At 57.3% G+C, this 23179-nt stretch carries 21 protein-coding genes and 1 tRNA gene; 4 read left to right on the top strand and 18 right to left on the bottom strand.

The annotated features are described in order from the left end of the window. Nucleotides 1–105 precede the first annotated feature (105 nt). The 6 genes from ACSYSO_RS04165 to ACSYSO_RS04140 form a co-directional block, all read right to left on the bottom strand. A complete protein-coding gene (locus ACSYSO_RS04165; protein ID WP_489798337.1) occupies nucleotides 106–1620 on the bottom strand; it encodes a dihydroorotase in 1515 nt (504 codons plus the stop codon). Next, nucleotides 1614–2774 carry an aspartate carbamoyltransferase gene (pyrB, locus tag ACSYSO_RS04160; protein ID WP_489798521.1) on the bottom strand — a complete coding sequence of 387 codons (1161 nt, stop codon included), beginning with the start codon at nucleotides 2772–2774 and terminating at the stop codon, nucleotides 1614–1616. Before pyrB ends, ACSYSO_RS04165 begins: the two co-directional genes overlap by 7 nt. 203 nt (nucleotides 2775–2977) lie before the next feature. Then, on the bottom strand, nucleotides 2978–6094 hold the full coding sequence (locus ACSYSO_RS04155) for a bifunctional [glutamine synthetase] adenylyltransferase/[glutamine synthetase]-adenylyl-L-tyrosine phosphorylase (protein ID WP_489798339.1): 3117 nt from the start codon (nucleotides 6092–6094) through the stop codon (nucleotides 2978–2980). A 94-nt stretch (nucleotides 6095–6188) separates the two neighbouring features. Further along, entirely contained in the window at nucleotides 6189–6872 is a 684-nt protein-coding gene (locus tag ACSYSO_RS04150) for a trimeric intracellular cation channel family protein (RefSeq protein WP_489798522.1), read from the bottom strand. 164 nt (nucleotides 6873–7036) lie between these two features. Then, nucleotides 7037–8164, bottom strand: coding sequence for a branched-chain amino acid aminotransferase (locus ACSYSO_RS04145; RefSeq protein WP_489798341.1), 1128 nt, complete (start codon nucleotides 8162–8164; stop codon nucleotides 7037–7039). 264 nt (nucleotides 8165–8428) lie between these two features. Then, complete coding sequence (locus ACSYSO_RS04140; RefSeq protein WP_489798342.1) at nucleotides 8429–9058, bottom strand: 50S ribosomal protein L25/general stress protein Ctc; 630 nt, start codon at nucleotides 9056–9058, stop codon at nucleotides 8429–8431. Nucleotides 9059–9368: 310 nt separating this feature from the next. Between ACSYSO_RS04140 and ACSYSO_RS04135 the strand changes: the two genes are divergently transcribed. Then, nucleotides 9369–11381, top strand: coding sequence for an AMP-dependent synthetase/ligase (locus ACSYSO_RS04135; protein WP_491701541.1), 2013 nt, complete (start codon nucleotides 9369–9371; stop codon nucleotides 11379–11381). Between the two features lie 128 nt (nucleotides 11382–11509). On the opposite strand, the gene era is transcribed toward ACSYSO_RS04135, so the two are convergent. The 6 genes from era to ACSYSO_RS04105 all read right to left on the bottom strand — a co-directional run bounded on the left by era (nucleotide 11510) and on the right by ACSYSO_RS04105 (nucleotide 16939). Further along, nucleotides 11510–12508 carry a GTPase Era gene (gene era, locus ACSYSO_RS04130; RefSeq protein ID WP_491701540.1) on the bottom strand — a complete coding sequence of 333 codons (999 nt, stop codon included), beginning with the start codon at nucleotides 12506–12508 and terminating at the stop codon, nucleotides 11510–11512. A gap of 76 nt (nucleotides 12509–12584) precedes the next feature. Then, the gene (locus ACSYSO_RS04125; protein WP_489798348.1) at nucleotides 12585–13970 is read right to left on the bottom strand and encodes a hemolysin family protein; all 1386 of its coding nucleotides are present in this window, start codon (nucleotides 13968–13970) and stop codon (nucleotides 12585–12587) included. Further along, nucleotides 13967–14530, bottom strand: coding sequence for an rRNA maturation RNase YbeY (gene ybeY / locus ACSYSO_RS04120; RefSeq protein ID WP_491701539.1), 564 nt, complete (start codon nucleotides 14528–14530; stop codon nucleotides 13967–13969). Before ybeY ends, ACSYSO_RS04125 begins: the two co-directional genes overlap by 4 nt. Next, nucleotides 14527–15699 carry a PhoH family protein gene (locus ACSYSO_RS04115; protein ID WP_491701538.1) on the bottom strand — a complete coding sequence of 391 codons (1173 nt, stop codon included), beginning with the start codon at nucleotides 15697–15699 and terminating at the stop codon, nucleotides 14527–14529. The genes ybeY and ACSYSO_RS04115 overlap by 4 nt, the downstream gene beginning before the upstream one ends. 7 nt (nucleotides 15700–15706) lie before the next feature. Next, a complete protein-coding gene (locus tag ACSYSO_RS04110; protein WP_491701537.1) occupies nucleotides 15707–16039 on the bottom strand; it encodes a histidine triad nucleotide-binding protein in 333 nt (110 codons plus the stop codon). Between the two features lie 102 nt (nucleotides 16040–16141). Beyond that, a complete protein-coding gene (locus tag ACSYSO_RS04105; protein ID WP_489798355.1) occupies nucleotides 16142–16939 on the bottom strand; it encodes a 16S rRNA (uracil(1498)-N(3))-methyltransferase in 798 nt (265 codons plus the stop codon). A 102-nt stretch (nucleotides 16940–17041) separates the two neighbouring features. Between ACSYSO_RS04105 and ACSYSO_RS04100 the strand changes: the two genes are divergently transcribed. Further along, a tRNA-Leu gene (locus ACSYSO_RS04100) sits at nucleotides 17042–17128 on the top strand. Nucleotides 17129–17192: 64 nt separating this feature from the next. Beyond that, a complete protein-coding gene (locus ACSYSO_RS04095; RefSeq protein WP_491701536.1) occupies nucleotides 17193–18086 on the top strand; it encodes a TrmH family RNA methyltransferase in 894 nt (297 codons plus the stop codon). Between the two features lie 18 nt (nucleotides 18087–18104). On the opposite strand, the gene ACSYSO_RS04090 is transcribed toward ACSYSO_RS04095, so the two are convergent. The 4 genes from ACSYSO_RS04090 to ACSYSO_RS04075 form a co-directional block, all read right to left on the bottom strand. Next, nucleotides 18105–18785, bottom strand: coding sequence for an ABC transporter ATP-binding protein (locus ACSYSO_RS04090; protein WP_491701535.1), 681 nt, complete (start codon nucleotides 18783–18785; stop codon nucleotides 18105–18107). Between the two features lie 155 nt (nucleotides 18786–18940). Next, nucleotides 18941–19600: a hypothetical protein gene (locus ACSYSO_RS04085; protein WP_491701534.1), complete on the bottom strand. Its 660-nt coding sequence runs from the start codon at nucleotides 19598–19600 to the stop codon at nucleotides 18941–18943. Beyond that, entirely contained in the window at nucleotides 19597–20262 is a 666-nt protein-coding gene (locus tag ACSYSO_RS04080) for a hypothetical protein (RefSeq protein WP_491701533.1), read from the bottom strand. The genes ACSYSO_RS04085 and ACSYSO_RS04080 overlap by 4 nt, the downstream gene beginning before the upstream one ends. Nucleotides 20263–20284: 22 nt before the next feature. Then, nucleotides 20285–21127, bottom strand: coding sequence for a hypothetical protein (locus tag ACSYSO_RS04075; RefSeq protein ID WP_491701532.1), 843 nt, complete (start codon nucleotides 21125–21127; stop codon nucleotides 20285–20287). Nucleotides 21128–21284: 157 nt separating this feature from the next. On the opposite strand from ACSYSO_RS04075, the gene ACSYSO_RS04070 reads away from it, so the two are divergent. Next, the gene (locus ACSYSO_RS04070) at nucleotides 21285–21698 is read left to right on the top strand and encodes a DUF2712 domain-containing protein (RefSeq protein WP_491701531.1); all 414 of its coding nucleotides are present in this window, start codon (nucleotides 21285–21287) and stop codon (nucleotides 21696–21698) included. A gap of 201 nt (nucleotides 21699–21899) precedes the next feature. Here ACSYSO_RS04070 and ACSYSO_RS04065 read toward each other — a convergent pair whose 3' ends face one another. Further along, complete coding sequence (locus tag ACSYSO_RS04065; protein WP_491701530.1) at nucleotides 21900–22544, bottom strand: metal-sulfur cluster assembly factor; 645 nt, start codon at nucleotides 22542–22544, stop codon at nucleotides 21900–21902. A 57-nt stretch (nucleotides 22545–22601) separates the two neighbouring features. Then, nucleotides 22602–23177: a Fe-S cluster assembly sulfur transfer protein SufU gene (gene sufU, locus ACSYSO_RS04060; RefSeq protein WP_491701529.1), complete on the bottom strand. Its 576-nt coding sequence runs from the start codon at nucleotides 23175–23177 to the stop codon at nucleotides 22602–22604. Nucleotides 23178–23179: the final 2 nt, after the last annotated feature.

The raw sequence follows: 23179 nt of genomic DNA, 5'->3' as shown, positions 1-23179 counted from the left end.
CCGATCCGCGGTTCTTGGGTTTCCGCTGAGTTGTGCATGGCGTTTCCTGCCATGCCAAACCGCATGTGCAGGGTGCTGTTCTTTACGTTCTGTATAGGGTTTCGTCTAGCTGTTTGTCTCGAGTCGAGCGTGAGGGATGCGGCTCATCACCAACCTCCCGTCCAGCACCGTGGCCAGTGGCAGACCGGTGAGTTCCCACCCGGCGAACGGGGTATTGCGCGCCTTGGAATGGAAGCGTTGAGGCTCCACCGTCCAGTGGCGTTTGGTGTCCAGCAGCACCAGGTTTGCCGGCGGCAGGCCACTGGTGTTGCGCAAATCCAAAACTCGTCGGGGCGCGCTCTGCGGCACCGCCGCTGGAGACGCGCCGTCAAGCATTGCGGTAATGTCTGTTGCCGTAACTCCCATGAGATTCATCGGGCGCACCGACATGAGTTCGATGAGCCGTTTTTCGTCGATGAGTTTGGAGTCCACAAGTGCGCGATGGCACACGCCGTATGCGGTTTCCAGACCGATGATGCCGTTGGGAGCAGCCTGCAGTCCGGCTTGCTTGTCACTGATGGTGTGCGGTGCATGGTCGGTGGCAATCATGTCTACCGTGCCGTCCGTCACTGCCTCAAGCGTGGCCTGCCGGTCGACGCGCGAGCGCAACGGCGGGTTCATTTTGGCCATGGCACCCAGCTCCCGCACATCCTCGTCGCACAATGCCAGATAGTGCGGGGCGGTTTCGCAGGTTACCGGCAGCCCCTCGGCCTTTGCCTGCCGGATGGCGTCGAAGGCTGTTGCCGTGCTGACGTGTTGGAAGTGGACGGCCACACCGGTGCGGCGTACCGCCTCGATGTCTCGGCTCACCACCGCCAGTTCGGTAGCGGCGGGAACTCCTGGCACGCCCAGTTCCCGACTGACGGCCCCCTCATTGATAACTCCCCGGTCATGGTGTTCGCAATGTTCAAGCACGGGCAGACCGGTGACTTGAGCGGTGTGCAGCACCTGGTCGAGGATGCCCGGCTCAATGGCCGATCCGTCGTCGCTGATGGCAGCCAAACGATGCTGTAAAGAGCTCAGGCGTGCGATGTCTTCCGCACTGGTGGCAAGAGCACCTTCTCGACGGCGTGAGGCACATATGGAGAGCATGTAGTGCACCGGCAAGGATGTGCCGTGCGTATGCTCGTACCGGTCAAGGTAATCCAGCACACTGGTGGCACCACACTGGCGCAACTCATCCGCTCCTGGCTCGCTCGCGCCGATATATTCCCCGCCGACATGCTCCTTGCTCATGCTGCCAGCGTCACCGTTCTCATCTGGAGAGAAGCTTCTTCCATCAGCGGCAGGAATCGTATTGGGCATGATGAGCACATCGGTATAACCGCCCGATGCGGCCGCCCGAGCACCGGACAGCATATCTTCCTTCTCGCGCTGCCCGGGGTCGCGGAAGTGAACATGCGGGTCGGCGAATCCCGGGGCGAGCGTGAGTCCTGAACCGTCCACCACGCCTTCGTTCACCACTCCGGGTTCGATAATCGCCTCTGGCGAGCGAGGCGTGTCTGCAGATGGTGCGGTACGTGCGATAACGTCGATGTGCTCGTCGGTGTCCCAAACCTGCACGTTTCGTATAGTCAGCATGTTGGCACCTGTACTTTCTCGTCGCAATACCTACACCTCGCTGCGCCGTCATCGGCCCGGTAGAACCGCGGAGCCGCGTATGGTTCGCATCCGCTCATGCATCGCGGGTTGCCACAGACCAGATTCGTCTGCTGTATCTCCACAACTTCTCGAGGACGCATTGCCTCGCCTTCTGCGCCGGCACCGTTTTCCATGCCGTCGCCCGTGTTCGAGGAGACATACCCCGGCAGGTCGTCACCCAGCACGGAGCTCAGCAGGGCCATGCGCATCAGCATACCGTACTTGGTTTGTTCGAAGTAAGCGGCTCTGGGGTCGCGGTCCACGTCGGCCGCAATCTCGTTGACCCTGGGCAACGGGTGAAGGATTGCCATATCGGTTTTGGCGGCGCACAGCTTGGCGGCATCCAGGATATAGGTGTCCCGCAGCCGCAGATAGTCGGCTTCGTTGTCAAAACGTTCCTGCTGGACTCGAGTCATGTACAGCGCGTCAAGCTCGCCGATGGCATCGGCAAGATCGGTCACTTGCGTGTAGGAGCAGGTGGGGTTCGCTTCGATGCAGTCGAGCACGTAGCGCGGCAGACGCAACTCGTCGGGGCTGATGAGCACGAAACGCACATGCCCGAAACGGCACAGGGTTTGGATGAGCGAGTGCACGGTACGCCCGAATTTCAGGTCGCCGCACAGACCGAGGGTGAAGTGTTCGAGTCGGCCAAGCCGGGCATGAAGCGTGGCTAGGTCGGCCAGTGTTTGGGTGGGATGCATATGACCGCCGTCACCCGCATTGATGACGGGTATGCTGGCCGCCTCGGCCGCCACCAGTGCGGCACCATCCTTGGGGTGCCGTATCGCGGCCACGTCGGCGTAATTTGACATTACGAAAAGTGTGTCAGCCACCGTCTCGCCTTTGCTGGCCGACGAGGAGCCGGCACCAGCAAAGCCGACTACCTGACCGCCAAGTCGCAACATGGCGGTTTCAAAGCTCAGGCGAGTGCGAGTGCTGGGCTCATAAAACAAAGTGGCCAACACTCTGCCGGAACAGGTGTCAGCCACTGCTGTGCGATGGGAATCGATGTAGCGCGCCTTGGCTATCAATTCACGTATCGACGAAACGGGTATATCGTCCAACGTCACCACGCTGGAACCCGTCAAAGAAATATCGAATCCGCCTAGGGCACTCTGCGCGGCTCCCGACGGCGATGCATGCGTTAGTGACATGACCCACCTCTATATCCAAGGTGGTCACCCTGTGTGACCGGATTCACCATACTCGCCCTCGGCGACAGGACACCTGCAAAACGTCCTGCGCCACTTCCCCACAGCACTGCGCAAACACGGATACGAGCCAGCCACGGCGCGTGTCATGCTTCGTAGAACAACCGTTGTACCACGTCACGGCAACGCCGCATCACTGATTTGACATCGTTGTTGAAATACTGCCCTTGGTTCGCGTCGTACCCCAAAAACACAGCCACACCTCCCAAGGATTCGCTGTCGCTGGGCAGCACATCCGCCTGCCCGACTCGACCCGACCACAGGTAGTTGCCGTTGCGCGCCCCGGTACACATCCACCAAGCCTGACGCAACACGGCGGCATCCTCTGCACTCACCACGCCCTCCTGCTCCAATGCCGACAACGCATCCATGGTCGAGGTGGTGCGCAGCATCGAGTTCGCGCCGGCATGTTGCAATTGCAGCAACTGGACCGTCCATTCCACATCCGACAGTCCCCCGGCACCAAGTTTGAGATGCTGCTCTCGGCTCACACCACGCGGCAGACGTTCGGCTTCCATACGCGATTTGAGCATGCGAATCTCACCGACCTGCTCCTCGCCGAGCGGTTGACTCGGATAGCGCAGCGGGTCGGCAAGATTGGCGAGGAAATCTTCCGCCAGCGCATGATCGCCGGCTGCAGGTCGAGCACGAAGCAGCGCCTGACGCTCCCATGTGCTGAACCACCGGGTGTAATACGTTTCGCAGGAATCATATGAACGTATCACCGGACCGTTCTTGCCTTCCGGCCGCAGCCCCAAATCCAAGTCGATTCCCGGTTCCGCACTTACCGGCCCGAGGAGCACCTGTCTCAACTGTTCGGCCACAGCCTGAGCGAACCGCGCCGCTTCCGCGCTGTCCGCCGCGTCGAGACAGGGACGGTAGACGAGGATCGCATCGGCGTCAGAGCAGAAGTTCACTTCCCTGCCGCCGTACCGTCCCATCGCGATCACCGCAATCGCCGCTGGAGCCCGGTCAAGTTCAAACGCATGCGTCTGCACGAGAACGGACCATTGCAACGCCGCCTCAATCGCAGCATCGACCACATCGGTCATGGACTGCAGGCACGTGCCCTGGTCCATGACCCCACTCATCCAAGCCAACCCGATGCGCTCGATTTCATGACGTCTCATGGCACGCAATGATGTCGCGAATTCAGTGATGCGCTCAGGTGAGGAGTAACGTCGAGCGGTAGCCGAGCATTGTGCGTCAAGACTTGCACGACTGCGCGCCTGCAGCTTGCTGTCATCGCCAAGCCAAGTCACCGACTCCACCGAACGGCGCAGCGCTTCGCCCAACAGTCTCGAATTGGAAAGCACATGGCACAGGCGTTGAGCCGCTTGCGTTGAATCGCGAAGAAAACCAAGATATCCGCTATTGTCCCCGAATTGTTCTTCGAGTCTGCGCCAGGCAAGCAATCCCATGTCGGGGTTCTGTCCTTCAGAAAGCCATTTGAGTACCGCCGGCAGCAGAATACGGTTGATTTTCGCCGCGCGCGAGACACCCGAAGTCAGTGCGGCGACATGGCGCATGGCTTGGTCAGGGTCGGCAAAACCGATGGATTGGAACCGATCGCGTGTGGCACGCTCGTCGAGCGTGACCTGGTCTTCACTCAACTGCGCGCTGATGGGCAGCATGGGTCGGTAGTAGATGTCGGCATGCAGCCGTCGCACTTCACGACGTACGCTGTCGTACCGATTCACCAGCTCGTCGCCTAGCAAGCCGAACGCTCTGGACAAACGAGAGAGTTCCGGATTGTCGTTCAGCGCCGCATCACTGACACGACCTGAGGCGGCTCCGCCCAGCTCCGCCATGCCGCAGTCCGGAAACAGATGCGTACGCCGCAGCTGCCACATCTGCTGGCGATGCTCGAGCACTCGCTCGAATCGATAATCCTGGGACATGCGTTGTGACTGGCCTCGGGAAACGTAGCCTCCTTGCGTGAGCGCCGTCAACGCGTCCAGAGTGGAACGTCGGCGCAACGTCTCGTCGTAGCGGCCATGCACCAGCTGGAGCATCTGCACGGTGAACTCCACGTCGCGCAGTCCTCCTTTGCCGAGTTTGATCTCGCGTCCGCGCAGTTCGGGGGCAATATGCTCTTCGACTCGGGTACGCATCTTCTGGCAGTCGTTGACGAAGTTGTCGCGCGTGGACGCGCGCCATACCAACGGTTGAACCATGCTGATATACGCGTCGCCCAGGGCTTCGTCGCCTGCCGCGGCACGAGCTTTGAGCAGGGCCTGAAATTCCCAGTTCTTGGCCCATTTGGCATAATATCCCTCGTGTGAGGCAAGGCGCCTCACCAGCGGCCCGTCCTTGCCTTCCGGACGCAGCGCCGTGTCGATGGGCCATAGCGCAGGCTCCTGGACACCCGGCATGGCCGACCCGCAGATACGTGGCAGCATCGAGGCGATGCGTGTGCCCACACGGGTAAGTTCCGCAACATCAGGAGCATTGTTCGCTTGTGCTGGTTCCACCACATAAATCAAATCAACGTCGGACACATAGTTGAGCTCTTGAGCACCGAGTTTGCCCATGGCGATGATGGCAAACCTGCAACGCTCACTGCCTTCCACCGCGGCTTTGGCGATGGCGAGCGCCCCTTCCAGCGTGGCGTCCGCCAAATCGGAGAGCGCACGGCTGACGACCGGCTGTATTTCCAGTGGATCGGCTGCAGTTACGTCCATGGACATGATGGCTGCCAGCTGGTGGTGGTAGGTGCGTCGCAATGCCGATACGGCCTGTGGTTGGGGCATCGCCGATACCGGTGCCCCATCATGGTCTTGCGCGTTCACCGCTTTGAGCATGTGGTTCACGCGCCGCTCTCGGCTCCAGCGCGCCGACCCGCACTCGTCCAGCGCAGCGGCGCGTACCAGCGAGGGGCGGGTGCGCATGAGCTTGCCCATCTCGTCCGAGGCACCCAGCACTCCCATCAGCGCGAAGGCAGCGTTTCTGTTGTCCCATAGCTCGGACAGCTCTGTTGACATCTTGCCTTCAACTGCTCCATGCTGTGCAATACCGACGAGATTGCGCAGCGCGGTGTCTGGGTCCGCGCAGCGTCTGAGTGCCTCCATCAGCATTTCCACGCCTTGACTGCCGACACCGAGCGCAGTGAGTTGTGCGAACTGTTCCTTGGCTTCATCCAGATTACGCAATCCGGAACGGATCAGTTCGCGTGCGGATACTCCTGCCGACCGTGTGTTCATGGCTCCACTCTACTCGGGCGACAAACCATACGGGACGGCCGACCCTTCTTGTAATGACAACACGCAATGCACAGCAATCTCGCCTCTCGGAACGCTATTCACCGTCGTCACTGCGTATACCGCGACCACGTTTGATGGCCCGTGGCATCTGCCAGTCAAATATCACCGAAGCCAGGCGCATCGCCACCACCAGAGCTACCACCAGCAGGTCGAGTATCACTTCAGTGGCGAAGTTGATGTGGTGCGCCTCGAACGCTTTGGTCACCAACACCGCTAATATGCTGCCCACCGCAGCAGGGAAAGCATACCAGTGCCGATCACGCACGATAGAAGGCACGATGTTGAGCAATACATCTCGAATCAGACCGCCCCCCAGTGCCGTAAACAGCCCCATGAAGCAGGCCGTCATGCCCGAAGTCCCCATCATCAGCGCCTTCTGTGTGCCGTTGACCGCATACAATCCCAGCGCCAACGCATCCAGACTCAGCATGGTCCACTTGAGCCTATCTGCTTCCGGATACAGCACCGCCACTGCAGCGCTGGAAGCAAGGCAGGTGAGCACCAAGCCTTTGTCGGAGACACCCACGGGCGGCAGCGCACCAAGCAGCACGTCCCTGATGATGCCTCCGCCCAGTCCCGTCAGCCAGGCGGTAAGCATGATGGCCACAACATCGTAGCCTTTCTTGACCGCACACAGTCCACCGAGCAGCGCACAACAGAAGGTGGCCATATATTCCACCGCCAGGAAGAACACATTGCTTTCCAACGCCAGTTGCATGTCCACAGCCTTTCCGCATGCCGCCAGTGATTTCAGCCTATATTGTCTCCGGCGTTTTGGACAGTTTGCGGCCACAACACGCGGAGTCCACCCGCGATAAGCGAATGGACCCCGAGAGTCGGCAGACCGTCGCATGCATGCGTCAGCATGCCGCCATGTCTAACTCAGCACACCTTCCACATCCAGTTGTGCGGATCGTCAATCTCACCGAGCTGAATGCCAAGCAGTTCGTCACGCAGCTCGCAGGTGAACTTGCCGGACTGCCCGCCGCCGACCTCGACGTCGAACCGGTCGGACTTGAACCGCCCTATGGGGGTCACAATGGCTGCGGTACCACAGGCGAAGACCTCCGTCACTTCGCCGGACTTGATGTCCGCAAGCAAGTCGTCGAGCTTGATCATGGTCTCCACCACGTCCAGGCCGCGGTCATGCACCAGTTGGATGATCGAACGCCGCGTCACTCCGGGCAGAATGGTGCCGGTGAGCGAGGGCGTCTCCAGATGACCGTCCTTGTGGACGACGAACATGTTCATGCCGCCCAGCTCCTCCAAGTAGGTCTTCGTGGCCGCGTCCACGAAGCACACCTGTTCGCAGCCGTTGTCCTTGCCACGATATTCGCCGATCATCGAGGCGGCGTAGTTGCCACCGCACTTCGCGAAACCGGTGCCGCCGGGGCCTGTGCGGAACCACTTGTCCTCCACCCAAATGCTCACCGGTTTTACGCCGCCCGGGAAGTAGGGGCCGGAAGGCGAGGCAATGACGCAATAATCCACCTGCGCAGGGGCTCGCACACCGAGGAACGCCTCGGAGGCGAACATGAAGGGACGCAGATACAGCGTGTATTCGCGACGGCTCGGCACCCAGTTCACATCGGCGTTCACCAACGCACCCAGCGAACCAAGGAAGTCATCGGTGGACACCTCGGGCAGTTTCATACGTTTTGCCGAGTTCTGGAAACGTTCCGCATTGGCGTCGGGTCGGAACATCCACGTACTGCCATCGGCATGACGATAGGCCTTCAGCCCTTCGAAACACTCCTGTGCATAGTGCAGCACGGAGGCGCCTGGGTTCATCGGGATGGGGCCGAAGGGTTCCACGCGGCGGTCGGACCAGCCCTCACCGGCATTCCACTGCATGCGTGCCATGGAGTCCGAGAACACCTGTCCGAACGCCGGCTTGTCAATCATCTGCGCCCGCGTCTCCTCGGGAATCAGATGGTCGTTGGGCTCAACCGAAAACGCCTGGGACAGCGCGTTCAATGCCGCTGGGTCATGGTGAGATTGCTCAGTCATATGTCTCTTCCTCGCTCCGCCGCCGCGCGGCATCTCGAACTTGTGGCGCATTCGCGTCGTGCCAGCAGTTGTATCATGCCAGCAGACCCAATGCATGATTTTGCTCACCATATGGGCAGATTCGCGAACGAACATACGTCGCGCACCCCAAAAAGCATCACCCACCGGGTTGCAGCGCGGCATAGATATGAAAAGGCGACCAGCCCGAAGACCGGTCGCCTCTGCACTACACAGCATTCATCCAATGATGCCGCGACGTGTGACTCACTCGCTCTTGGCGGCCTCGCCCTCAGCGGCGGCCTCACCCTCGCCAGCGGCTGCACCCTCACCCTCGGCGGTGGTAGCGGTGGCGTCAGCAGGCACCACGACGCTGACCACGGATTCTTCGGGGTCGGTGTTCACCAGCTCGGAGCCCTCGGGCAGTTCGATGTCCTTGGCGAACACCTTGTCGCCGTCAGACATGCCATCGACGTTCACGGTGACGCGCTCGGGCAGGTTGGAGACGTCGGCGCGCATGGCCAGGTTCTGGATGTCGACGAACGCCACAGCGGCACCCTTCGGCGTACCTTCCACGAAGACAGGCACCTCGACCTCGATCTTCTCGCCGGCCTTGACCTCGAGGAAGTCGATGTGCTCAACGATGCGCTTGACAGGGTTGCGCTGCACGTCCTTGACGACCGCCATCTTCGACTCGCCGCCGAAGTTGATGGTGAACAGGGCGTTGGCACGACGCAGAGCCAAGGTCGCGTCGCGCATCGGCAGCTTGACGAAGGCGGGATCGTTGCCGCCGGCATAGATGGTGGCGGGAATCTGCTCAGCCACGCGCATACGGCGCGCAGCGCCCTTGCCGAATTCGTCGCGGACTTCGCCATCGATGGTAATGGTGTTTGCCATAGTCATAACTCCTTGAGTTCTCTTTGATGCCACTCGGGCGCTCCGATGCGCCGAAAGCGGCCTGAAACCCAAGCCGAATCAGCCCAGTCGATTACGGGAACCTGTCCCCTCGCCAGAGCCGGCAAGCACGGCCGACGCATTGTGCGCCATTCCTCAGCTTGCCAAATCATGGGCATTATAGCATCACGACAGCGACAAGCACAGTGCATGCCTAGAGAACATTGACGTTCTTACGCTACCGTAAGGTGACGGAACGAGAAAAACGCTCTAGAATACTTACAGAGAACCGTCACAAATCGAGGAGTAGTCCGTGTCAGCTTTTGCGTCACTCAGTACATCAGCCCAGAAGATTCTGCATCCGTTTGGAAAAGACGACGGTGCCAAAACCTCTGGCCATGAAGGCTCCGGCACCGCCAACGTCGTCGCCCCTAGCCTCGACACCAGCCATCTGCCCACGAACCACGAATGGGGCCCCGGTTACCCGACCCGCACGTTCATCGACGAGCGCACCGGGCTGCTGACCACCACCACTGCCGGCAACGAACCCATCGACGAGGGTATGTCAATCTATGACCTGTACGTGGACCGTGCCAAGCGCATGGGCGACGATCCGCTCTATACCTATCGTTCCGGCGACTCGTGGGAGACGAAAAGCGCGAACGAGTTCCTTGCGGATGTGCGCGCCGTGGCCAAAGGCCTCATGCATTACGGTCTGGGCAAGGGAGATGCGGTGGCGTTCATGAGCCGCACATCCTACGACTGGGATGTGGTCGATGCCGCCGTCATGGCGTGCGGCGGCGTGCTTGCCACCATCTACGAAACCGACTCGGCCGAGCAGATTCGCAATATCGTCAACAACTCCGACGCCCGTCTGCTCATCGTTGAAACGCGTGCCATGCAAGAGTCCGCAGACGGCACCGTGGAGGACTGCCCGAGTTTGGAGAAGGTGTACTGCCTGGAGATGGGCGCACTCGATGAGCTCAAGGCTTATGGCACATCCATTGACGACACGACGCTCGACGAGCGCATCGATTCGATCAGGAAGACTGACCTGTGCTCCATCGTCTACACGTCAGGTTCCACAGCCGCTCCCAAGGGCGTGGAGATGACACACGAACACTACTGCACCACCGCTCTCAACCTGCGTGACTACATGCCACGCCTGTTGCATCAGCGAGACAAGTCCGTGCTGCTCTTCCTCCCCCAAGCGCATACATTCGCCAGAGCCGTCAACTACATCGTCGTGGCCAGCGATCTGCACATCTACATATCCCAGGGCACCAAAACGCTGTTGAATGACCTGCAGGTGGCACGCCCCAGCGTCACCATCCTGGTGCCACGCGTGCTGGAGAAGGTCTACAACGCCGCTTCTCAAAAGGCCGGCAACGGCTTGAAGGGGCGCACATTCGCCGCAGCGGTCTCTACAGCGCAGCGCTACATGGCCGAGCAGCAGACCGGCACCATCAGTTTCACCACCCGGGCGAAGCGCAAAACCTATGATCCGTTGGTCTACAAGTCACTGCGCGAAGTGCTGGGCGGTCGTGCCGAATGGTTCGTCACCGGTGGCGCCCCGCTCGACCCTGAGCTTATCGCCTTCTTCCGTGGCGCCGACATTCCGGCCTATGAGGGATATGGTCTGACGGAGACCACCGCACCATGCGCGTTCAACCCTAAGGGGACACCGTTCCATGCCGGTTCAGTCGGCATACCCTACCCCGGCTTCTCCATTCGTCTGGCCGCTGACGGCGAGGTGCAGATCAAAGGCACCTGCGTGTTCAACCGGTACCACAAGAACGATGAGGCCACCGAGTTGGCGTTCACGGACGACGGCTGGTACACCACCGGAGACCTGGGGCAAATAGATGAGAACGGGTTCCTGTACATCACCGGGCGCAAGAAGGATCTCATCATCACCGCAGGCGGCAAGAATATGGCCCCCGGCCCGGTCGAAGAGATTATCCAGCGATGCGATTTGGTCTCGCAGGCATTGGTGTTGGGAGACAAGCGTCCCTTTATCTCCGCTCTCATCACGCTGAACGAGGATGCCGTTCGCTCCTGGCTTGACGCGCAGCGTCTCGACCGCAATATGCCGATGGAGGAGGTCGCCACCAACGCGGTGGTGCGTGCCGAAATTCAAAAGTATGTGGATCAGGCCAACGAGGGGGTCTCCCGAGCCGAGTCGGTGCGTAAGTTCATCATCCTTCCCGAGGAGTTCAGCCAGGAGAACGGCCTGCTTACCGGATCGATGAAGGTCAAGCGTTCCGCAGTCATCGAGCGTTACACCAACGTGCTGAACACGCAGATGTACACCTCGCGCAAGTAGTCCCAGACAACGCACAGCGGAATCAATACAGGCGGTGCCCCGACTTACCTATGGTAACTTACCTATGGTCGTGGGCACCGCCTGTTGCGTATGTTTATGGTTTGTTCCCTTCACAAACCGATTCGTTCCTAGAACCCGAGTCGCTCAAGCTGCTTGGGGTCGGACTGCCAGCCTTTGGCCACTTTGACATGTAGGTCAAGCTTGGCTTTCTGCCCTACAATGCGGTTGATGGGAGTGCGCAGGCGCTTCTTGACCTGCACCAGGTGCTCGGCCTTGTGCCCGATGATGATGGGTTTTTGCGAGTCACGCTCAACGTACACCGAAACCAGTACGCGTGCTTTGCCGTCAGCGGTCTGCGGGTCATCGCTTTGCCCGGGGCGTTCGATGGAATCCACCACCACAGCCAAGGAATGAGGCAGCTCATCGTCCAGCTCCTCAAGGAACGCGCCACGAATCAACTCGGCGATGGTGTCTTCCGGAGCTTCCTCGCTCACCTGGTTTTCAGGGTACATTTGCGGACCTTCAGGCATGTTGTCGATGAGCACAGATTTGACTTCGTCCACATTGTCTTTCTCGAGCGCACTCACCGGCACGATGTCAGAGAAATCAGCGAACTGGGTGATCTCCATAAGCTTGGCCATCAGCTCTTTGTGGCTCAGTTCGTCGATTTTGGTCACCACTGCCACGAGCGGTACCTTCCACTCGAACGTTCCGTCGTCACGCTTACGGGCGAATGACTGGCGCAAACGGCTGAGGATGCGCTTGTCTCCCGGCCCGATCTCCTGATCTGCGGGGAGCAGGAACGCGATTTCGTCCACGTCGGAGAGCGATTCATCCACGATATCGTTGAGACGCTGACCAAGCAACGTACGTGGACGGTGAATGCCTGGAGTGTCCACCAACACCAGCTGAGCATCCTGCTGCGTCAGGATGCCGCGGATGGCCTTACGTGTGGTTTCCGGGCGCGAGGAGGCAATGGCGATCTGCGTGCCGATAAGCGCGTTGATGAGTGTGGACTTGCCTACGTTGGGGCGGCCTACCACGGCGACGAACCCGGAACGGTAGAGTCGCTCACCCTCCCGGCTTGGGGCAGTCGCGAAATGGTTTGATGGTGTTACGTCTTGCACGATGTTCCTTTACTTGGGGTACTGCTGATAAGAATGATTGCTGATGCTTTGACTGTAGATAGAGGTGCTGCTGCGCCTAGTCCTCATGCATACCGCTGTCATGCTCCGGCTCTTCGCCGCTGTCCGGCGGTTCAGCGCTTTGGTGTTCCGGCTCGACAACAATGGTGGATACTTTTTTGCGCCGTCCTGCCGAATCGACAGCGGTCAGCTTCAGTCCATGAGTGCATGCGCTCATGCCTACAATGGGCACGCGGCCAAGCAGTTTGGTGAGCAGCCCATAGACGGTGTCCACGTCATCCTCGTCAATGCTGACTTCAAAAATCGATTCCAGATCCGTAATGGGCGCTCGTGCCGGCATACGCCATGTGCGCGCACCTACCTGCTCTGGATTCTGCCGCTGGGTATGGTCGTGCTCGTCTTCCAGCTCGCCCACAATCTGCTCGATGGCATCCTCGATGGTCACCATGCCGGCGATGCCGCCGTACTCGTCAGCCACCACAGCCACATGCTGACGGGTGCGCTGCATCTCGTGGAACAAATCGTCCACAGGTTTGGATTCAGGCACCAGCGTGGGGTCGCGCACAATGGAGCTGACCGGCCGTTCCGTCGCCGAAGCGTTGAAAGCCACGGCCCTCACCGCATCCTTGAGATATGCCACGCCTTTGAGATCGTCGATGTCTTCTCCGATCACAGGAATGCGAGAATACCCGGAACGAGAGCACAGTTGGAGGAAGCCGCCCAAAGTTTCATCTTGGCCGGCACAGATCATATCGGTGCGCGGCACCATGATCTCACGGGTGAGTGTCTCACTCAACGTCAGCACATTGCCCAACATTTCCCCGACCTCAGGGTCGAAGTCTCCCGTCTCCACCAGTTGTTCGACCATCATGCGGCTCTGCTCACGCTGCAGACGCTCCAGCTGTTCGTCAGCAGAGAGTTCCGCACCGTGCCGTTCGCGCCCTTCTTTGCCTATTTCTCGGGCGAACGGAGTCAGTGCCGTGCATACCGTCAGCAGACGAGCCGAGGCGAGCATGGTATCGACCGGCCGCAACAGCCCGGGTGAATGCCGGCGAACCAGCACCGAAATCAGGGCCACAAGCACGGTGAAGACAAGGCCGACAATCAGAGTTGCCCATACCGGAGCGTCTAGCAAGGAGGCGATGACGGCAACAATGACGCCGCTCATCACGTTGCAGCATATGCGGAAGAACGCGCATGAGCTCGCGGTGCCTGAGCGGTCGGCGACCAGTCGCTGCACGCGGTGAATGCGATCGATCTTCTTGTGCTGCGCGAGTTTGCCCATCTCGCTGTCGGTCTGCACCTGCAGAATCCTGTTGTTCAGGCTCGATCGGGTCACACGGGTCACCGCAAACTCGTTCGACGCCATGCGTAGCGACAGCCATACCAGCAGTATCACCACGACGGACAGCACCGCCACCTCTATCATGGTCGTCACGCTCATGAGCGGTCCGCCCCCTTGTGCGAGGCATGGTCTCCGTCTGCATGTTCGTCATCCCACTGGCTCAGCAGATCTTTGGACCCAGCAGGAAGTGAGGCTACCTCCAGCGGTTCGCTGCGCACCGCAATGAACGTGAGCAGCAGTTGGCGCTGCAGACCGAACATCTGCCGTTCCTCCTCAGGTGTGGCATGATCGTATCCGAGTAAGTGGAGTACGCCGTGAATGGTAAGGAGCATCATCTCCTCCATGACGGTGTGACCTGCAGCCAAAGCCTGCTGTGCCGCCACCCACGGGCAGATCACGATGTCTCCAAGCACTCCTTCCATCACGTCGTTCCCATTGCCGGGGCGCAACTCGTCCATAGGGAAGCTCATCACGTCGGTAGGGCCTTCAAGCTGCATCCAGCGCATGTGCAGCTGGGCAATCGGATCCGGGTCGACAAACAGAACCGTCAGGTCGGACTCCACACTCACCCGCATTTGGCTCATCACCCACAACCCCAACTCGGAGAATATCTTGGGGTTGATGTCCCACACAGTTTCGTTGGTGACTTCCACACTCATTGACGCGCCTCCCGCGCTTTGCTATGACGCCCTGCAGCACGGTTGCGCTGAGCAGCACGCTCATCGTAGGCTTCGACGATACGGCCAACCAGTTCGTGACGCACCACATCCCCGGCACCCAAATGAGCAAAAGCGATGTCGTCTATGCCACCGAGGATATGTTCGATGGTGGCCAGGCCAGAATGAGGCACTTGCAAATCCACTTGGGTCACGTCTCCGGTAATCACCATTTTCGTGTTGAAACCCAAACGCGTGAGGAACATCTTCATCTGCTGTTCGGTGGTGTTCTGCGCCTCGTCAAGGATAACGAATGCGTCGTTGAGCGTACGTCCACGCATGTAGGCCAGCGGCGCGACCTCGATGGTGCCGTCAACCATGTAGCGGTGCAGTTGCGCTGCACCGAGCATGTCGGAGAGTGCGTCATACAGCGGTCGCAGGTACGGATCGACTTTGTCGTTGAGCGTGCCCGGCAAAAAGCCGAGACTCTCCCCCGCCTCCACTGCAGGCCGGGTGAGAATGATGCGACTGACCAGACCATCCTCGAATGCCCGCACTGCCTTGGCAACTGCCAAATAGGTTTTGCCGGTACCTGCCGGTCCGATGGCAAACGTAATGGTGTGTTCCTCTATGGCACCCACGTATACCACTTGACCGGCTGTTTTGGCACGCACCGGTTCACCGGCCGCGACTGTAATGACGCCGGGTACACGAGACCGCCGGCGCTCTGCTCTGGAGCGTGCAGGCTGCACATCCTCGTCTGTATTTTCATAAGGACCAGAGAACTGCCTGTGGCGTGCAGCAGACCGCGCACTATGTTGCGGTTGCCTGCCGGACAGCGATTCCCGACCAGTGGCATATTCGTGCTCGTCCGGCATCTCCCGCCCGGGGTGGCGTATTGCTTGGCGGTCCAGCGCCCGTCTGACGGAATCCGCTTCCACCGGTGCGCTGTGTGCGGCCTCGATGATGTCTTGGATTATGCCTGCAGCCTGACCGGCCTGCGCGTCATCGCGGGCTGAATACGCCTGCACCTCAATGCGATTGCCACGCACCAGAATGTCGACCTGTGGGAAGTTCTTCTCAACTTCAGCCAGCACACTATCCCCTGGTCCCAAGGCCGCTACAGGGTTAAGTTCTTCTGGAATGGTGATGACTCGTTTCGTTACCGCCACTGCTCTCCTACTCGTCCAACGTCTCGCCGGTCAACACGTGAACATGCACGTGGAATACGGTCTGGCCGGCGTCTTCACCAGTATTGAAGATCAACCGGTAGGCGCCGTGGAAATGCTCGTCGGCTATGTCCTGCGCCACTTCGACGATGTGTGCCAGAAGAGCGGGATCTGCCTTTGCCAATTCAGCGACGTTGGCGTAATGCTGTTTCGGCACCACCAGAGCATGCACTTTGGCTTTAGGATTCAGGTCGGCGAAGGCATAGGTGGTGTCATCCTCACGAATGCGCGTGCTAGGCACTTCTCCCGACACGATCTTGCAGAACAGGCAATCGTCACTCATAGTGCTCCTTAACGGCCTGCGCCAAGGCGCCGACACACAGTTTTCCCACAGTTTGCTATATGTCTCTATGGTATTGCGGCTCCCCGATAATCCTCGGGCAGCTCAAGCAAACCGTCCTAACGCCCGGGCCAACAGCGAGAGCGCCACCGGGCCTGCGGTGGAGGCACGCATGATATTGGATCCCAGCACGCAGACCATGGCACCTGCATCGGCGAACATCTCCGCCTCTTTCTCACTGACACCACCTTCCGGCCCCACCACCACACTCACGGTGCGCGGTTTGCCGTCAGACAGGCAACGCTGCTCCATCTGCTCAACCCGACTCTCCACCCCATTCCAGGTTGAGGTGGCATCTTGATGCAGCACGACCACTAGGTCCCCGTGCACACAAGCGCGGCGGCACATCGCCACAATCTCTTTGCTGGGCACGCACTCACCGAGTTCCGGCTCCCATGAACGGCGAGACTGCTCCGTCGCCGCAACAAGCGTCTGACGCCATTTCCTATCGGTACGCCCGGGCTTCCATTTGGCTATGGAACGGTCGGCCTGCCAAGGCACTACTTCGTCCACACCAATCTGTGTGGCCATATCGATGGCTTGTTCGTCGTGGCCGGTTTTGGCCAGCGCCTGAACCAGACGCAGACGCGTCATGGGACGCTCGTCGGTGGTAAAACCAACCACTTGCGCCAGCCCTTCCTGTGCATCCACGATGCTTGCCTCAATGCGCAACCCTTTGCCATCGCTGAGTTGCAGGGTATCGCCCTCGCTCAAACGCATGGCAGCGATGGCGTGACGTTTCACGTCCGCAGGAAGCTTCACCGTCCACCCCTCTCGCAACTCATCGCGAGTGATGGGAGTATCGTCATGGTCAGTGTCGATAACGAAGAGAGGTGCGGTCATAAGTCCTCAGCCTATCCGCTTCCCTTGTCCGCGCGACACACCGGTATGGTCAAAACGCAACCCATGGTGTATAGTTTCTTCTGTTGCTTTTCAACGACACCTGCCCAGGTGGCGGAATGGTAGACGCGCAAGCTTGAGGTGCTTGTGCCTAATTTTACGGGCGTACGGGTTCAACTCCCGTCCTGGGCACCGCATCACCCTTGAGATTTCTCAAGGGTTTTTGTTTATCCTGTCATTACCGAAGAAGGCCTGCATGCGTTTCATCACCATCGATTCCGTCAACGACGAACGCGTGGCAGCATACACCAGCCTTACCGAGCTGCAACTGCGTAACCGGCTGGAACCGGAAAAGGGCTTGTTCATCGCCGAGTCCCCCAAAGTAATAGAGCGGGCCATCGCTGCGGGGCGGGAACCGATATCACTGCTGGTGGAGCGCACTTGGATCGACGGCATGAGCGACATGTTCGCGCGCATCGAGGAACGTTGGGGCCAGGACGTGCCGATGTATGTCGCTTCCCCTGAACTGTTGCACAGTCTGACCGGATACCCGCTGCATCGTGGAGCGATGGCTGCGATGCGTCGTTGGCCGCTGCCGAGCGTGGAAGAGATATGCCGGGATGCGCGCCGAGTGGCGGTGATGGAGAACATCGTAGACCATACCAACGTTGGTGCACTCATGCGCTCGGCTGCGGCACTTGACGTGGATGCCGTGCTCGTCTCCCCCTCATGTGGCGACCCGCTGTATCGCCGTGCCGCACGCGTTTCCATGGGCACGGTATTCCAAGTGCCATGGACGCGGCTAGTGCCACCCAAGCCCTTCACCCATGAGGACGAGAACCGATGGTGGCCCAAAGAAGGACTGCGGCAACTGCACGACTTGGGCTTCACCACGGTGGCAATGGCGTTGCGCGACGACTCGGTAAGCCTGGACGAGCTCACCCGCAGACTCAACAACAATGAGAGCGAGCCTGACCATATTGCCAAACTCGCTCTCATTTTCGGCACCGAAGGCGATGGACTCAACCCTCGCACCATCGCCGGTGCCGATCTGACGGTGCGCATACCGATGAGCCACAATGTGGATAGCCTGAACGTAGCCGCATCCAGCGCGGTGGCTTTCTACGCCACGCGCATGCCGCAACAGTGATTATTCGCTGAACAGCAGTCATTCGCTTCCGTTGCCCAGCATGTCGCCGTTGCTCCGCACGCACACTTCCACATCGTCGACGCGGCCGTCAGCGATGCGTACGATGCAGTCCGATATACAGCTGATTTCATCATCGTGATGTGAAGCCACAAGGATAGTTTTGCCTTGTTCCCGCTGGTGTCGCATCTCCGTCAGGAATGTTTCAACGGATTTCTTGTCAAGACCATTCGTAGGTTCGTCAAGCAGAATCAAGTTCTGGTGTTCCATCAACGCCTGAACCACCGCAAGTTTCTGCCGCATGCCCAAGGAATATGATTTGACCTTCTCTTCTCGATGCTCATACAAGCCGAAGAGATGCAGCAGACGCACGGTTTCCTCCTCGTCATACTTCCCATCCAGCCCGCCAAGGTAGCGCAGATTATCCATAGCGGTCTTGCTATCTACAAATCCTGGCGTTTCAATAATGACACCGATGTTTTCGGGAAGAGCGTCATTGAATACCACCGGTTTACCGTCAATGGTCACTTCGCCGGAATCAAGTTTGATAAACCCGCAGATGGCGCGCAGCAGCATCGTTTTGCCGGAACCGTTGGGACCTACGATGCCGTATATCCTGCCCCGCTCAAAGTTTACGCTCACATCGCGCAAAACAGGCTTCTTCTTGATGGTCTTGGAAACATTCTTTACTTCAACATACATAATAAACTCCTTGATATTTATATTGTTTATAACGTGTGGCTCATCAATGATGGACGATAGATTGATGTCGTTAAGGCCTGTTTGTTAGCAAGACCTCTGCATTGGCGCAATTGTTTGAACTTGTATTCATGACCGTGTGACAGACTTTCTCAAGTTCATAACACTTCGGCTCGAATAAATAATCTGTAGTTAACCAAGAACAGCAAAGCTGTAATTACAGCGTTGATATATACCCAAGTCGGCAGTACAAACCAAGTCGCATTAAGCCATATCTGCACATCGCTAGAGGCTGCGCACAGGTATTCAAAAAGTACTACCACTGCATACCCTGCGTACCGATAGCCGATGAGATATCCAACGTTGGCAGTGCATAGGAACATAAGAAGAGTCAATACCGCATACACCGCACTTGCGAGCATCTTCCCTACGTCGGCGACATCTATAACCAACCAAGATACAACCAGCTGCGGCAGCGTAAACGCACTAGCGTAACCCAGCAAAATGCCTATGTATCTGACAAATTGACGCCATCCCCTGTGCTTGCGGATAAAGACCAGGGAATCCGGCCTCACCAAGTATTCAGAAGGCTGCTCCATAGCCAACAGCAGTCCAAATGCCATGAACGCGACTGAGGGTAAATTATAAGCGATGGTGGATTCCCCCGCATATTTTGGTGTTCGAAACATGCCTATAAACACAGAAGCATCTGGATTATCAGACAAGTAATATGCAAGTAAACTCACATATATAAGACCAAACGCCGCCCGATATGGCAGTTTATCTCGAACCCAACTGGGCAATGAATGAACATTCATCGCTCCCCCAATCGGTCCCTGCGTGAATATGCTAGCCAGTTCACCGCAAGCAGCACGATCAACGTCGAAATGAAGGGGAAGACCTTGTTCATTACGATTACTGGAACTTCAAATCCGACCGGATCTAAAAAGTAATATCCCACATCAAGCACCCATGTATTCCATGTGGCGAAAATGAAGTTGGACATAAACAGAATTCCGAGGAACGGAGGCAATGCATGCCCCCACCGTAAACCCATATTTACCAGTAGCGTTTGTATCAGGGAAAGAAAAACCGCTTCCATGAACACGTGCAACACGATGAGTAATACTGCGTGAACGGTAGCTCCAGGTCCTGTTTTCTTTAAGACCACGAACTCAAATATGCTATAAAATAAAGCAGTGACAGCCGTAACCAGGACTGCGCACATGAACAACCAGACCATATTCGAGCGAAACTCGCGACTCGCACTTGAACGAACACGTTCAAAATCAGTATGGCTGCTCCACCCGAAAGCCAAGGTGCATAATAAGAGAGGTGCCACCATCCAATCGAAGGAATTCGGTCCGAGCATATTCAATATCTCATCACCAGGATGTTCTGACCCCGAAACATAATATGCAGCAGAACCCAAAGAACTGGCCAAGCATATCATGAGAACAACTGCATTCCACAATTTCATTCGCTTAAGACGATCGTATAGATCAGAGAACATCACGGCGCCTTTCCATTCGATACATCAACAGAACCATAAGCACAAGAATCGGTAACGTAACTGCTGCGCCAAGTACTGAGTAAGCTCCTGCTGTAGCTCGTATATCCAAGAACGAGGGGATGGAGAACCCATACCACTGCAAAGATTCAGTTGCCATCCATGTCAAGAATTCAAGTAAAAATGGCATCAAAACCTCGATATACTTAACCTTCGTAAAGTACGAAACCGAAACAGCCACGTCCGCCATTAAACCCGACAAGATAAACACATAGGCAAGGGTCAATACAAGCAACAGCACCTGATTGCGTTCATACAACCCATATACCCAAGAACGTTCACCAATAAGTACGGAGTCCGTACCGCTGAGGACCAAGCCATCAGAGTTAACCACAGTACGAGCATTAATAAAGTGCATGTGCGGTTCCCTTATCAAGCCGACACCTAAACTGATCCACAATGGAAGAGAACCTGCAACTCCACCACCGAGAAAAGCCGAAAGCAAAGAACTTCCCATGACCTCTTTTCGAGAAATTCTTGTATACATCGGGAGTTCTCGTCGTGAGAGTTTTTCCGTAGAATATATGCTCCCTGCTGCTAAAGCAGCAAGGAAAGGAAGCAAGATAAGATACAACTGGCTTCCGAGACCGTACTGATTAAAGAGAAGAGCATAATTTAGAAAAGTATGCAACTCTGGAAGAACCCATACTGATCGAAATGCAGTTTTATATTGCACGACCAAAATAGCAATGCTCAATGCAATCACAGCTACGAAGCGAACATTACAAAATGTATCGCGTAATTGTCGTTTTACCAAAGGAATAGAGATGTGCATGTACCGAGCACCTCATTTCAAAGTGTACGTATATGTTCGTCCCTAGAGTAAATGAGATTGAAAATTATCACAACACGGCGTGTCGCGGTTGCAAATGAAATTCAAATGCCGTAGCATGCTAAATGCAGTCATCTGCCTAAAATTAAGGAATCACAATATGATTACTAAGAAGTTCAAGCACCTGACTGCAGTTGTAATATTGGCTGCATCATTATTCGGGTTTGCGACCCCCGCTATGGCGAACAACCACGGTGATACAGGTTGGGGGTTCACGCTCGAACCTTACAACAAAATCGGGAGAACATCTCCTCGCCAAAAACAAGATCGTAGCTCTAGCTATGTTCGTTTGTACAACAAGTCAGATGGAGGACGTATGTGGGCGTGGATTGAGCGCACATACGGTAACCCTGATGTCAGCTCTCGCATCGTCGGATTATATCCCTGGCAAGCTGCTTACATAAGCCAGTACGCGTATGAGAAATACGGTCGCGTTCAGGTTTCCGCATGCGTACAAAGTGAAGTAAACAGACGCGTCACTCTTAACGGTGTTTGGAGTCCTGACTCTGTCTGATGCATAACGCGTCACGTTACTACTTATAGGATATCGCAAGTGGTGGTCGATAGCAACACTGTTATCGACCACCACTTCATAAATAATGTCACTCCACCCAATCCATTATAGCTCTCGTAGAGTTACGAATCTCTTCATCTAGTGCATGGGCTTATGCAACGTGTTTATTGACATCACTGGGTACACGGTCAAATACTGTGCCTAGTACTTCGGCATGTTGTCGAAGTTGAAGCCGATGGCAGCCAGCTGTTCTCTACCTTCCGGGCGAATCTTATCGATGCTCCACTGCGGCTGCCACGTCCAATCGATGCGGAACTCCTCCACCAGACCAGCCAATACGCTGGCGCACTGATCTTCGATGAGCTCAGTAAGCGGACATGCCGGAGTAGTCAGTGTCATGGTGATGATGGCTCGATTCTGGCTGTCAATCTCAATGCCGTACACCAAGCCCAAATCAACCACGTCAATGCCCAGTTCAGGATCAATCACCTGATGCAGAGCCTCGCGCACATCGGCGGCAGTCGCCTGCCCGATGCTGTCCACTGCAATGAGAGGGATATCAGCCTGGCTTTCAGCATTATTATCCGTGGCCGTACCCGCATCTGCACGAACGGAAGTGCTGTCATCCAACAGTGCCGCGCCACCATCTTGAGCAGCGCGACCAGCCTCCTGCGACTCAGCGCGGTCTACCGACTCCGCTCGCTGTTCGGCTGCCTGCGCGATGGAATTGACCGATTGAGGCGAGGCCACTGCCTGACGCGCCGCATCCTCGTCCCCTAGCGCTGCGCTGGCGGACGCAAGAATTGACGACTGCGGTTCGGGTACCAGATTGCTTGTATCACTCATATTCCATCTTCCCTCTATATATTCCTTCATACTTTGCGATATATGCATATCAAAGCATTATTGTGCACGAGGTGCGCTGTCAGCGTCCGCAAGCGCCTTGGCCAGCGCATCCTTTAAACCGGCCCAACCCAACAGCGCGCACTTGATGCGCATCGGATACTTTGAAACACCTTGGAACACTACTGCATCTCCCAGAGCTTCCTCCTGTGCTTCATCGTCAAGGCCGGCGCCACGCGAGTTCATAAGCGTTTGGAACGCAGCTTCCAGCTCCATCGCCTCGTCCACGGTTTTACCGTCCACGAGATCGACCATCACCGAGAGGCTGGCTTGCGAGATGGAACATCCGCTGCCATCCCAAACCAGCCGCTCAATGCGCCGCGGCTCACTGCGAGACACCTCCACATGCACCGTGACCTGATCACCGCAAGTAGGGTTGAACTGGTGCGACTCCCCTGGCGTGCAATACTCGTGCGTGGCACGCACCGTGGTATCTGCTGCCGAAGTAGCACTGTCCGGCTCATGGGTCAAGTCCGCTGCAAAATGTTCACGACCATGAGGATGTTTCGACGCATCAAGAATGACTTCCTGATACATCTGCTCAAGCTCACTGCCGCTCATACCAAAGTCTTCCATAC

The sequence above is a fragment of the Bifidobacterium sp. ESL1130 genome, from assembly GCF_058507935.1.
Note: the sequence above shows the minus strand (reverse complement) of the source record. Positions and strands in the feature narration are given on the sequence as shown.